This is a genomic window from Streptomyces sp. TAA204 (assembly GCF_000424965.1).
The window spans coordinates 141,260-153,676 of sequence record NZ_AUKW01000019.1 but is presented as its reverse complement, the minus strand read 5'-3'; the positions used below and the strand labels follow the sequence as shown (position 1 = coordinate 153,676).

Below are 12,417 nucleotides of genomic sequence, written 5' to 3'. Positions count from 1 at the left end.
CGGTTGCAGCGAAAGCGGACGTCCAGCGCGTCAAGGGCCGGGAGTTGAGTTGTCCAAGTTCGCACGTGCGCACCACCGCGGCAGAAGAAGGTGGTAGAGCTGTGACTGCGATCCCCGGCTTCGGTGCACCCATGGGCACACCGTCGTCACATTCAGCGCTCCGCGACGCTGAAGCTCTCCGCCGACCATGGAGGAGTCCCGGGGCGCAGCGGACTGGCTGAGATGCGTGAGTCAACCCGCCCAGGGGGACAAATGGGTCCGTCGGCAGAAGCCTTCGATCACGAAGGGCCGCGGCGGACCGGGCTGTTCTCCGGCCGGCAGAGTGGCTCACGCTCCACGGGGATGGACCGCAGAAGGTTCGCTGACCAGCGTCGGGCCGGGCAGGCCCCCGACGGTCAGCCGGTTTCGTAGGGGGCACACCGGTGTGGAATCGCGCAGTTTCAGTGGAGTACGCGGGTCGTGCGGGTGTGGGCTGCGTGGTCGCCCCGGGCGTCATCCTGACCGCCCGCAGTGTGGTGGAGCAGTTCGACGGATCGAGCCATGAGCCGCGTCTCGTACGGGTGTTGGGCGGAGGTTCGGAGTGGCCTCAGGCTCCGGCGGAGGTGGCGTGGCGGCGTGGGGACACCGCGTTGCTGAGGTGCCGCCCGCGGGATCTCGGGCAGGAGTTCGGGCCCGTGCGGTGGGGCGAACTGACCTGTACGAAACCGGAGGTGGCGCCGGAGTGTTCGGCGGTGGGTGTTCCGCAGGCGGCGATACGCGGCAGCGGAACCGGCGTCGATGAAAACGGCGGAGCCTACCGGGAGTTGCACGGGGCGCCGGTGCGCATCGACGTCGTCGACAGCACTTCCCGTACATATGGCCTGCAACTCGACCGCCGGCCGCCTCCGTTCGTGCGCGAGTTGGAGTCCCCCGCGTGGCAGGGCATGTCCGGGGCGGCGGTCTTCTGCTCCGACCTGCTGATGGGGATGGTCACCCATGTTCCGGCCGGTGGGGACCACGGCTGGCTGGAGGCCGTTCCCGCGCGGCAGTTGCTGGAGGACCGCGGGTTCTGCGACATCGTGGGCGAGGCGTCGGGGGCACGGCCGCGGCTGGAGGCGGCCGATCTGGACGGGCTCTTCGACGGGCTGCCTCAACCTGTCGCGGCGGCCTCGTACTTGCTCTGTCCACGCTCGGAGGTCGTCGACTTCGTCGGTCTCGACGCGGAGATGAGTGCGCTCTCCGACTGGTGCGGTGGCCCGCGGGCCGTGGACGTGGCGGTCGTGCAGGGCAACAGCGGGGTGGGCAAGACGCGGCTGGGCGTGGAGCTGGTGCGGCGTCTGTCCGAGCGGCGGCCCGAGTCGGAGTACGCGCCGGACGGTCCTGATGTTCCCTGGACCGCCGGTTTCCTCTCCGAGACACCGGCTCAGCAGCCCCCCGCGTACGGGATGTTCCGGTATCTGACACGGCCCGCGCTGATCGTGGTCGATCAGGCGGATTCCCGCCTGGAGCAGGTCGAGGCTGTGCTGACCGCGCTGTCGGGACACCGGGCGCCGGGGCTGCGGATACGTGTGCTGCTGCTCGCCGATTCCACGGGTGGGTGGTGGGACCGGCTGCGTGCCCGTCACGAGGCGGTGATCAGCGGGACGGACATCCTGCTGGACCCTGCCGCGCTCTACCGGCACCACACTCCCGCCCAGGTTCAGGAGCTGGCCGAACTCAGCTACAACAGGCGCATCGTGGCGATGCACCGGGCCGGTGTGCGGGACGACTGGGACGCCTATCAGGCCGCGGACGACCGCGCGGCGGCGGCAGCGACCGCGAGGTCCGCCCCGGTGAGCGATCCGGCGTCCGGTTCGCTCGTTCCGGCGACGGTGATCGAGGGACACCGCAAGGTGCTGTCCGTACACATGGAGGCGCTGGCCAGTGTGCTGCTCGGTTCGCCGGGCGAGCTCACCGACGGCCTTCCGGCGTCCGCGACACTGGTCGACCACGAGATGGCGTACGTGCGTGGCGGGCCGGGCACAGAGGGTCTTGGACGCATCGACCCGGCGCTCCTGCGTGCGCTTGTCGCCCTGCAGGGCATGGCGGGGGCACAGGACACGGAGGAGGCCGGTTCCGTCGTCGAGACGGCCTGGCGCTTCCATCACCGTGCGCGTCCCAGCCCGCTGGATCCGGGGACGCTGGTGAAGCTGCGCCGTGCACTGGGTGACCTCTATCCGGCGCTCGACGGCGGCCCGTGCGGGGACGTCGGCCCCGATGCCCTGACGGGGGAACTCATCGACCGTCTCGAGGAGGAGAGCGACGGGGCGTTCCTGGCGCAGGTGCTCCCCTCTCCCGGCCTCTCCCCCCGGCAGCGGCGGCGGTCTCTGGCGGTGATCGCCCGCTCCATCGCCTCCCGGCCCCGGCTGGCGGAGTGTGCGGGCCTCGCGGTCGCCTCGCACCCACTGGTCCTCGCGGTCCCGGCCACCAAGATCGCGGAGCAGCTTTCGGGGCCGGAGCGGGAGATCTGGCTGAAGTCGATCGGCAGTGCCGCTGCCCGCCGGAAGCATCAGCAGCCTCCGGATGCCGCGACGGCGCCGGACGCCGGGGACGCCGCGGCGCCGGGGGGCGCCTCGTCCGGGGAGCACCGGGGGCGTCGGACTCTCGTGCCGGGGGGCAGTGGGACCGGCGGCTCGGCGGGGTACACCGGCGGGGCTCACGCGGTGCCGGACGTGAGTGGCGCCGCTGCCGCTTCGGCTTCGGTGCCTTCCTGGGCGGCCGGTGCGGCGCGGTCCGCGCAGGCGGGGCAGGCTCCGCGGACGGCGCGGGGTCGTCACGCGCCCCGGGCTCCAGAGCCCTCGATCACGGATCGTGCCAACAATGCGAGCTCTCTGCAGCTGTTCACCATGATCACAGTCCCTGTCGTCCTGCTGCTCGCCGCCCTGTGGGTGTTCATGAACCGGGGATGAGACGGCACGAGTGCGGGCCCGGGTGTGCCGGGCCCGCACTCCTTCGTCGGCTCCGGGTCGGGAGGCTGCTGCCGCCCGGGGCGGTGGCCGCCCATGTGTCAGTAGGCGGAGTTGACGTTGTCCATGGAGCCGTACCGGTCCGCCGCGTAGTTGCAGGCGGCGACGATGTTGGCGACCGGGTCGGTCAGTTCGTCCTTCGTGCCCTGCACGTGGTACTGGTCGAAGGTCGGCTGGATGACCTGGAGCAGGCCCTTGGAGGGGGTGCCCTTCTTGGCGTTGATGTCCCAGTCGTTGACCGCACCGGGGTCGCCGCCGGACTCGCGGATGATGTTCTTCTTGATGCCCTCGTGGGAGCCGGGGATGCCTTCCTGCTTCATGATGGAGCGGGCTTCCTTGATCCAGCCGTCGACGTTGTCGGGGTAGGAGGGACGCTCGGCGGAGCGGGCGGCGTCCTTGTCCGCCCGTGCGGCCTCGGCCTTGCGCTCCTGCGCGGCCTTGCTGTTGTTCTCGGCCTCGGTCTTGCGCTCGTCCTCCGCCTGCGCCTGGCGGTCCTTAGCGGCGGCTGACGGTTCCTGCTTCGCCTTGTCCTTCGTGCCGAGGACCTGCACCGTGGCCTGCTCCTTGCCGGTGGCGTGATCCCCCGTGGGTGCGGAGGCGGGCTTCGCACCGGCCGGGGCGGAGTGGGAAGCCTGGGAGACAGCGGGCTTGGCCGGACTCTGGTCTCCGCCGGTGGCCGAGCCGGGCGAAATGCCGGCGCTGAGGGCCACGGCTCCCGCTGCGGCGGCAAGACCGACAGCGGAGGTCTTCTGCATCCTGGTCAGGCGGGAGTGAGCGGAAATACGCATGGGGATGGCGGGTACCTTTCGCGTTGCCTTGTCGCGGGAGCCACCTGTGGGGGCGGGGACGCCGGGTTCGGATCTCCTCGGCGCAGCGACGCTGACATTGGTAAAGGCCCTCGACCCGTAGCAACAAATGTCGGGCGTACTATCTGAAAAGGTCAGATCAGTGGCGGTTCCGGTCTGATGCCGCCAGGCATGGCGCCGTGAACGGCCTGGCCCACTAAGGCAGGTCGTATGTGACGTGGGTCTATGGGCCGTCTCACAGGGCGGGGCGCCGCTTCCGACGCTGCGTAGCGGGGAGGGCACGCGCATGACGACGGCCGGGCGGCCCGGGCCCCTGCTCTGGGCCTGGGCGGCGGCGCACCCGGGTACCGGGGGCACGCTGGGGCGTGGAGGGCCGAGGGGCGAACTCGGGCCGAAAGAAGTCAGAAAAGCGGCTGCGCACAGGCGGGCTGCGCCCCGTGGCGTCCCTGCGGAGCGGAGCGCTACCGGCTCTCATGTGATGACGCGGGGCAGCGCGTGCTCAACTGCGCGTCCGTACCGCCGCGTTGCGCGGGCACGGGTGTCCCGCTCGTGGGCGTGCGGGAACCGGGGCGGCGTCCGCGAAGGGCGCACCGCCCCGGGCCCGGAGCCCCGGCAACCGCGTTCGGGGCCGGACGTACGGCTCCGAGGTGTGCGGCCCGCCCGGGGATCAGGAAGTGGGGACCTGGACCTGGGGGTCGCGGAGCTCGATGTCGCTGACCGCGATGTCGTGGGCCCGGGCCAGTTCGGCGAGCTGCTCCTCGCGCTGCCGGGGAGGGACTTCGGTGTCGACGAAGACGCCGAGCCACTCGCCGGTGTGACGGTTGTGGGGAAGCTGCCGTCTGGCGACGTTGCTCTCTCCCGTGCCGGTCTCCTCGACGACGAAGTCGGTTCCGATCGCGGCCTTCGCCACCAGGGAGGCGCACTTGTCCATGGCCTGCGGCGTGGGGCGCTCGTCGCCGCCGTGGAAATACACCTCAATGATGTCCGGGCCGCGCACGGACCTGTCGGCGAAGATACCTGCCTTCTGAATCCTGGCCAGGGCGGAATCCCGTTTACCGGCAGGCCCCTTCAGTACTACGAACACTGCGCTTCGTACGTCCATGGGGGTGAGCGTAGTCGCCTCCGGGGTGGTGCGCGGACCGTGCGGGGCCAGGGGCCCGCACGGTGCTGTGTGCCCGAAGGTCACGCGGGCCACTCGGGTGGCAGGCCGGGTATCCCTGCCCCGTTCAGCTGCCCGGCGGGAAGGGGCAGCGCGTGCCGGTGGTTCCCGAAGCAGTCTCCCGCCTCGTCCGACGCCGCAACGAGCCCGCGGTCGTCCAGACGACCCGCTCCACGGTGGCCGCCGTCCTCAGCTACCTGGCCGCGCTGTGGCTCAGCGAGGCCAGGGTCCCGCTGCTGGCTCCGCTGACCACTCTGCTCGTCGTGCAGGTCACGCTCTACGCCACGCTGACGCGGGGCATCCGCAGGGTCAACGCGGTGGTCGCGGGCGTCCTGGTCGCCGTCGGTTTCAGCGCGCTGGTGGGTCTGAGCTGGTGGTCGCTGGGCGTGCTCATCCTCGCCTCACTGACGGTCGGTCATCTGGTGCGGGTCGGTGAGTTCGTGCCGGAGGTGGCCATCAGCGCGATGCTGGTGCTGGGTGTGAGCGTGGGCCGCGTGGCGGAGACGGCGCTGGACCGGGTGGTGGAGACCGTCATCGGCGCGGTGGTGGGGCTGCTGTTCAACGTGGTCTTCGTACCGCCGGTGTGGACGGGCTCGGCGGGTGAGTCCATCGAGGACCTGGCCGCACGCATCCGGCAGCTGCTGCGGCACCTGGGCGCGGAACTGGCCGGTCACACCGACGTCGAGGACGCCGCGGCCCGTCTGCAGGAGGCGCGCCGCCTGGACCAGGACGTCGTCCAGGTCGACGCCTCGCTCGCGCAGGCCGAGGAGAGCCTGAAGTTCAATCCCCGCGTCAAGGAGGGCCTCCTCTCCCGCGTCGTCCTGCGTACGGGCCTGGACACCCTGGAGATCTGCGCCGTCGACCTGCGTGTGATGGCCCGCACTCTCACCGACCTCGCCGAGAGCAGGAAGGGCGAGCCCCTCTTCCCGCCCGGTGAAGCAGCGGCACTCCAGGAGCTCTTCCTCCACCTGGCCGCGGCCGTCGACGCGTTCGCCGTCCTGATCACCACCGAAGACTCGGACGACGCCGAGCGGGCCGAGTCCCGCCTGCTGCGGGAGCTCTCCGCCAGCCACGAGTCACGCGACCGCATCGCACGGCTCCTCCTCGCGGGAGTCCAGCGCCATCCGCGGCAGTGGCAGCTGCACGGGGCGCTGCTCGCCGAGATCGACCGCATGCTGGACGAGCTTGCCGTGGAGAACCGCTACAGGCGGCTGTCGGAGGAGCTCGACCGCTACACCCGCGAGAGCGGCGACCGCTTCCCCCGCCTGATGAAGCTGGCCTCCCACATCCCCTTCCGCCGCCCGCCGCCGCGGCGGCGGCGGGAGAGCTGAAGCCGCGTTCCGGGTGCTGGAGCGGGAGGGAACGGTCTGCACCGCCCGCGCGCCAAGAGTTACGTTCGAAGGGTGAGGAAAGGGGACGAAATGACACCCCACGCGATCGATGGCACAAAGCTCGCCGCGCTGCGCGGCCGCTTCACCGGCACCCTCCTCACCCCCGCCGATCCCGGCTACGACGAGACCCGCACCCTCTTCAACGCCATGATCGACCGCCGTCCGGCGGTGATCGCCCTGTGCAGCACCGAGGACGACGTGGCGGCGGCGGTGGGCTACGCGCAGCAGGAGGGCCTGGAGATCGCCGTACGGGGCGGCGGGCACAGCGTGGCGGGCAGCTCCACCACCGAGGGGGGCCTCGTGGTGGACCTGCGCCGGATGAACGGCGTCAGCGTCGACCCGGACGCCCGTACGGCGCGGGTGGGCGGCGGCGCGACCATGAGGGATCTCGACACCGCCACGCAGCCCTACGCGCTGGCGACCACGGGCGGCCGGGTCTCGACCACAGGGGTGGGGGGATTCGTGCTGGGCGGCGGCTCCGGCTGGCTGGAGCGCTCCTTCGGCCTGGCCTGCGACAACCTCCTGGCCGCGGACGTGGTGACCGCCGACGGCAGCCGTGTCCGGGCCGACAGCCGCACGCACAGCGAACTGTTCTGGGCACTGCACGGCGGCGGCGGCAACTTCGGCGTCGTGACGTCGCTGACGCTGCGCCTGCATCCGCTGCCCGCCCTGACCGCCGCGCTGCTGATCTGGCCGGAGGAGGCGGGGCCCGAAGTGCTGCGCGCGTACCGCGACTTCATGGAGCGCGCGCCGGACGAGGTCGGCGGAGGGCTGATCTATCTGACCGCGGACGAGGACGACTTCGTTCCCGGGCATCTCGTCGGCAAGCTGGCGTGCGTCGTGCTGATCACCTTCACGGGCACCGAGCGGGAGGCACGGGAGGCCGTCTCCCCGATGCTCCGGCTCGGCCACGCGGGAGCGATGATCACCGAACTTCCCTACGCCGAGCTGCAGTCCATGCTCGACGACCCGCCCGGCCACCGCAACTACTGGTCGGCGGAGCATCTGGACTCCCTGCCCGACCGGGCCGTGGACGTCTTCTGCGCCCACGCCCGCGACATGGTCGTCCCCTCCCCGTCGCAGCATGTGCTCTTCCCGCAGGGAGGGGCGGTCTCCCGGGCCACCGGTGACCATCCGGTGCCCTGGCGCGGCGCCCCCTGGGTCGCGCACCCCTTCGGCCTGTGGGACGACCCCGCCGACGACGTCCGCTCCCGGGAATGGGCCCGTGCCCTGCGCAGGGACCTGCAGCCGTGGGCGAACGGGGCCGTCTATCTCAACTTCATCGGGCAGGAGGGCGAGGAACGGGTCATCGCCGGGTTCGGGCCCGGGAACTACAGGCGGCTCGCCGAGGTCAAGGCACGCTACGACCCCGGCAACGTCTTCCACCTCAACCACAACATCAGGCCGGCCCCGGCGGCGGAGCGAGCCGCCTGAGGGGCCGCCCGCCGGGAGCCGTCGGCCAAGTGCCGGGGCTGCCGGGGCTGCGCGGCCCGCCGTGCGGACCGGTCTCAGTCCTCCTCCAGCGCGGCGGTCAGCAGGCGGCGCGTCTCCTCCTCGACATGGTCCGCGTAGTAGTCGTACAGAGCGCGGCGGCCGAGGCGGGCGGCGCGGGCGCCGTCACCGTCACGGATGGCCGCCAGCACCTGACGGTGGTGGGCGACGGAGCGCTCCATCCAGGCGGACGCGTCGGCGGCCTTCGCGATCTTCTGCTCGATGACCTCGACGACGGCTTCGTGCACGGCACGTGCGCACAGCCCCAGCAGCGAGTTGCCGCTGGCTTCGGCGACCGCCTGGTGGAAGCGGGCGTCGGCCTCGCTGAAGGCGTGCAGGCCGGCCTCGCCCAGCGCCTCCATGTGCTCGATCTGCTCGGCCATGCGCGCCAGGTCGTCCGGTGTCGCCAGCCGGGCCGCCAGCCGGTTGCTCTCCGCCTCCAGCACCATGCGGAACTGCACCAGTTCACCGAGCGTCGAGATCCGGGAGCGGGCCAGCCTGCCCAGTGTCCGGCTGAGGTTGTCGGAGGTGACGCCGAGGACTTCGGCACCCTGCGGATCGCCGGGGCGTGAGCGCACCAGGCCTGCCGACTGCAGGACACGCAGGGCTTCGCGGACGGTGGAGCGCCCCACCGCGAACTGGTTGACGAGTTCGCGTTCCGCCGGGAGGCGGGAGCCCGGCGGGAGGTCGCCGTTGAGGATGCGCTCCTCTATCTGCTCCGCGACCCGCTGGTAGGCACGCATCGGCTGCACCGGCTGGAACGGCGCTCCGTCAGCGGGCATCGTGCTCCCCCTCTTCTTCCGTTCCGGTACGTCCGGTTTCCTGCCGCTTCCCCCTCGGTGGCCGGGGGGAAGGCCGGGCGGATCGGGCCGCTCTCCCCTCTTGACCGACGCGGGAACGCGCCTGGAGAGTACGGGAAATCAACTGGTCTGACCAGTCGCCTGGCTTCCTGGCCAGAACTGTCGGAGGGGCGTTGTCCATGAATTCCAGTCCGGGTGCCCTGCCGCGCGACCCCGTGGTCGACGCGGACGCGGCCGTCTCCCTCACACGCGACCTGGTGCGGCTGCGCACCGTCAACGACGCCGGCGCCGCAGAGGTCGAGGCCCCGGCCGTCCGTCTTCTCTCCGGCCTGTTCACCGAGTTCGGCTGGGAGCACGAGGTGACCGCGGTGGCGCCGGGCCGGGACAACCTCGTCGCCGTCGTCGAGGGCGCTGGCGGTGACGGGCCGACACTGATGTTCGAGGGGCACACCGATGTCGTCACCGAAGGCCACCCCGGGGACTGGAGCGCCGACCCCTTCGGCGCCGAGCTCAGGGACGGCAAGCTGTGGGGCCGCGGCTCGGCCGACATGAAGTCCGGCCTGGCCGCGATGATCCACGGCGTGCGGGCGCTCCAGCTGGCGGGCCCCTTCCCCGGGCGGATCGTCCTCGGCGTGCTGTGCGACGAGGAGGGCATGATGTCCGGGGCCAAGGCCTTCGCCGCCTCCCCGGCCGCGGCACGGGTCGACGGTGTCATCGTCTGCGAGCCCGAGGGGTACGAGGTGTGCACCTCCGCCCGCGGCGGCATCCGGCTGCGGCTGGAGATGACCGGGGTGATGGCCCACGGCGCGATGCCTCAGGAGGCCAGGTCGCCGCTCGTGGCCGGAGCCCGCATCGTCGAGGCCATGGCCGGCGTCCAGGACTGGGCCGTCGGGCGCTTCGGCACCCACCCGCACGCCGGGTCGGTGACCGTCACACCCACCGTGCTGCACGCCGGCGACCCGGACCAGCTCAACGTCATCCCCGCGCACGGCCTGGTCGGCGTCGACGTGCGCACGGTGCCCGGCACCGACCACGCCGAACTGATCGGCCGCGTACAGCAGGCGGCCGGGGAGGCCGCCGCCACCGCCGGCGTGACGGTCGAGCTGGCCGTGGTCGACGACCGCCCCGCCGTGGAGACCGACGAGGACCACCCCGTCGTGGCGGCCGTCGTGGCCGGGCACCGGAGCGAACACGGCCGCGCCCCGGACTTCGGCGCGGTCCCGGGCACGACGGACGGGACGATCCTCACCCGCGACGCGGGCCTGCCCACGGTGGTCTACGGACCGGGCGGCAAGTGGATCGCGCACCAGAAGGACGAGTACGTCGAGGTGGCCGAGATCGGCGAGTACGCCCGCGTCTACGCCGCCGCGGCACGGCATTTCCTCACCGGCGGGGCCGCCCGGTGAGCCCTGCGACGAACCGCGGGGACGGTGCCGCCCGCCCCGCGGCCCTGCCGGACGAACTTCCCCGGGACCTGACCGGCGGACTCCCCGTCGGCGAGGAAAGGGTGCCCGTCGCCGCCCGTGAGGCTGTCCGCTTCCCCCACGACGGCAGCGAGATCGCCCGCGCCCCACTCGGCGACGGCGCCCTGGCGCGGCAGGCGGCGGAGCACGCCGCCGCCGTCCGCGGGCGGGTGGCGAAGCTGCCCTCGCGGGTGCGGCGCCGGGTCCTCGGCGGTGTCGCCTCGGCCCTGGAAGGGGTCGCCGCCCCCATGGAGGACCTGCTCGTGCTGGAGACGGGCAAGCCGAGGGCGGACTGCCGTACGGAAGTGGTGCGGGCCGTGGCCACCTGGGAGGCGGCGGCCGACGAGGTCTCCCGTGTGCACGGCGAGACGGTGCCGCTGGACCTGCTGCCCTCCGGTGACGGGATGACGGGGTACTACACGCGCCGTCCGGTGGGCGTCGTCGTGGGCATCGCCGGGTTCAACTACCCGATGATGCTGGCCACGCACAAGATCGCTCCCGCGATCGCCGCGGGCTGCCCGGTCGTCGTCAAGCCCGCCCCGGCCACTCCGCTGGCCACGCTGTGGCTCGTGCATCTCGTGCGCGAACAGCTGGCCGCGGCCGGCGCACCCCCCGGCGCGGTGCAGATGGTCACCGGGGACGGCGAGGTGGGACGGGCCTTGACCACGCACCCGCAGGTCGCCGCCGTCTCCTTCACCGGGTCCGCCGAGGTGGGGCACCGCATAGCGCGGGAGGCCGCGCCCCGCAAGGTGGTCCTCGAACTGGGCTCCAACGCCGCGCTGGTGGTCGCCGCGGACGCCGATCTCGACGCCGCCGCCGACGCCGTGGTGCGCGGCGGCCTGTACGCGTCGGGGCAGGCGTGCATCTCCGTACAGCGGGTGATCGCCGTGGAACGGGTCGCCGCGGAACTGGAGGCGAAGATCGCCGCGCGGCTGCCGGACGTCGTCGTGGGTGACCCCCGCGAGGAAGGGACGCGAGTCGCCGCGCTGATCGACGAGTCGGCCACCGACCGCGTGTGCGCGTGGATCGACCGGGCCCGCCGTGCGGGAGCGCGCGTCGTGCACGGCGGGGAGCGCAGCGGCCGGTGCGTGACGCCGACGCTGCTGACCGGCGTACCCGACGGCGAACCCGCCTGGGACGAGGAGATCTTCGGGCCGGTCGTGTGCATGCGCAGCGTCCCTGACCTGCGGGCGGCCTGGACGCAGGTCAACGCCGGCCGGTACGGGCTGCACGCGGCGGTCTTCACCCGCGACCTGGGTACCGCCTTCGAAGCGGTCGAGGAGCTGGAGGTGGGCGGGGTGGTGGTCAACGACGTGCCCGGCTACCGCTGCGACATCGCACCGTACGGCGGTGTGAAGGACTCCGGGATCGGACGGGAGGGCCCGCGGTTCGCCATCGGGGAGCTGACGGTGACACGGATGGCGGTGATCCGCCGGTGACGGACGGACCGGAGGAGACGGTGGTGGGGTACGCGGATCTGTTCCGGCTCGACGGGCGCCGCGTGGCGGTGGTCGGCGGGGCCGGCGGCATCGGCAGGGAGTCGGCCCGTGCCCTGGCCGCGCAAGGGGCCGAGGTGCTGGTCGCCGACCGCGACTTCGAGGGCGCGGCGGAAACCGCGCGGCTCGCCGCCGGTGAGACGCCGGCGCCGGGCGTGCGCTCCGGAGGAGCCGTCCCGCACGAGCTGGACGTGCTCGACGCGGACGCGGTGCGGACGGCCGCGGAGCGGTGGGGCACGCTGGACGCCCTGGTCGTGACAGTCGGTACCAACGTGCGCAAGCGGATCACCGACTACACGCCTGAGGACTTCGACCGGGTACTGGCACTGAACCTGCGGGCCTGTCTGACGCTCGTGCAGGCCTTCGCACCGGCGATGGCCGAACGGGGACGGGGCAGCGTCGTGGGGCTGGCGTCGATGCGGGCCTTCCAGGTGGAGGCCGGGCAGAGCGTGTACGCCGCCTCGAAGGCGGGGCTGGTGCAGCTGCTGCGCACGGCGGCTGCCGAATGGGGCCCGCGCGGCGTGCGGTTCAACGCCGTCGCGCCCGGTGTGGTGCGTACCCCGCTGACGGACCAGATCGCCGCCGACCCCGAGTGGTACGACGCCTACGCCCGTGCGTCGGCGCTCCAGCGGTGGGCCGGCGCGGAGGAGATCGCCGGCGCCGTGACCTACCTCGTCTCGGACGCCTCGACCTTCGTGACGGGCAGCGTGCTGACCGTCGACGGGGGCTGGACGGCGGTCGACGGGCGATACGAGCCGACCGTGTGAACACCCCGTCCGCCGGTGCCCGTTCACCGCGGGGCCGCGGAGGAGATCAGCCGCACCTCA

9 protein-coding genes are annotated in these 12,417 nt (G+C 72.5%); 6 read left to right on the top strand and 3 right to left on the bottom strand.

Translation table 11 applies throughout. The annotated features are described in order from the left end of the window. Positions 1–443 precede the first annotated feature (443 nt). A complete protein-coding gene (locus H343_RS0121000; RefSeq protein WP_028432758.1) occupies positions 444–2,927 on the top strand; it encodes a trypsin-like peptidase domain-containing protein in 2,484 nt (827 codons plus the stop codon). Between the two features lie 98 nt (positions 2,928–3,025). Here H343_RS0121000 and H343_RS0120995 read toward each other — a convergent pair whose 3' ends face one another. Further along, a complete protein-coding gene (locus tag H343_RS0120995; RefSeq protein ID WP_037904504.1) occupies positions 3,026–3,772 on the bottom strand; it encodes a transglycosylase SLT domain-containing protein in 747 nt (248 codons plus the stop codon). Positions 3,773–4,457: 685 nt separating this feature from the next. Continuing rightward, positions 4,458–4,892: a hypothetical protein gene (locus H343_RS0120990; protein ID WP_028432756.1), complete on the bottom strand. Its 435-nt coding sequence runs from the start codon at positions 4,890–4,892 to the stop codon at positions 4,458–4,460. Between the two features lie 152 nt (positions 4,893–5,044). On the opposite strand from H343_RS0120990, the gene H343_RS0120985 reads away from it, so the two are divergent. Together H343_RS0120985 and H343_RS0120980 are read left to right on the top strand one after the other, a co-directional pair. Then, positions 5,045–6,280, top strand: a complete 1,236-nt coding sequence (locus tag H343_RS0120985) for an aromatic acid exporter family protein (protein ID WP_028432755.1) — start codon at positions 5,045–5,047, stop codon at positions 6,278–6,280. Positions 6,281–6,370: 90 nt separating this feature from the next. Further along, entirely contained in the window at positions 6,371–7,774 is a 1,404-nt protein-coding gene (locus H343_RS0120980) for an FAD-binding oxidoreductase (protein WP_028432754.1), read from the top strand. A gap of 74 nt (positions 7,775–7,848) precedes the next feature. Here the strand turns inward: H343_RS0120980 and H343_RS0120975 are convergent, their stop codons facing one another. Continuing rightward, on the bottom strand, positions 7,849–8,613 hold the full coding sequence (locus tag H343_RS0120975) for a FadR/GntR family transcriptional regulator (RefSeq protein ID WP_028432753.1): 765 nt from the start codon (positions 8,611–8,613) through the stop codon (positions 7,849–7,851). 197 nt (positions 8,614–8,810) lie between these two features. On the opposite strand from H343_RS0120975, the gene H343_RS0120970 reads away from it, so the two are divergent. The 3 genes from H343_RS0120970 to H343_RS0120960 are packed head-to-tail and all read left to right on the top strand — an operon-like array spanning position 8,811 to position 12,357. Next, positions 8,811–10,037, top strand: coding sequence for a M20 family metallopeptidase (locus H343_RS0120970; protein ID WP_051265643.1), 1,227 nt, complete (start codon positions 8,811–8,813; stop codon positions 10,035–10,037). Then, the gene (locus H343_RS0120965) at positions 10,034–11,533 is read left to right on the top strand and encodes an aldehyde dehydrogenase family protein (protein WP_486586985.1); all 1,500 of its coding nucleotides are present in this window, start codon (positions 10,034–10,036) and stop codon (positions 11,531–11,533) included. The genes H343_RS0120970 and H343_RS0120965 overlap by 4 nt, the downstream gene beginning before the upstream one ends. Next, positions 11,530–12,357: an SDR family NAD(P)-dependent oxidoreductase gene (locus H343_RS0120960; RefSeq protein ID WP_486586984.1), complete on the top strand. Its 828-nt coding sequence runs from the start codon at positions 11,530–11,532 to the stop codon at positions 12,355–12,357. The genes H343_RS0120965 and H343_RS0120960 overlap by 4 nt, the downstream gene beginning before the upstream one ends. The last annotated feature ends 60 nt before the right edge of the window (positions 12,358–12,417 follow it).

What these genes read in the sequence shown, in the direction of transcription:
- H343_RS0120995 (WP_037904504.1), bottom strand. Translation starts at nt 3,772, where the DNA reads ATGCGTATTTCCGCTCACTCCCGCCTGACCAGGATGCAGAAGACCTCC.
- H343_RS0120990 (WP_028432756.1), bottom strand. Translation starts at nt 4,892, where the DNA reads ATGGACGTACGAAGCGCAGTGTTCGTAGTACTGAAGGGGCCTGCCGGT.
- H343_RS0120980 (WP_028432754.1), top strand. Translation starts at nt 6,371, where the DNA reads ATGACACCCCACGCGATCGATGGCACAAAGCTCGCCGCGCTGCGCGGC.
- H343_RS0120975 (WP_028432753.1), bottom strand. Translation starts at nt 8,613, where the DNA reads ATGCCCGCTGACGGAGCGCCGTTCCAGCCGGTGCAGCCGATGCGTGCC.
- H343_RS0120970 (WP_051265643.1), top strand. Translation starts at nt 8,811, where the DNA reads ATGAATTCCAGTCCGGGTGCCCTGCCGCGCGACCCCGTGGTCGACGCG.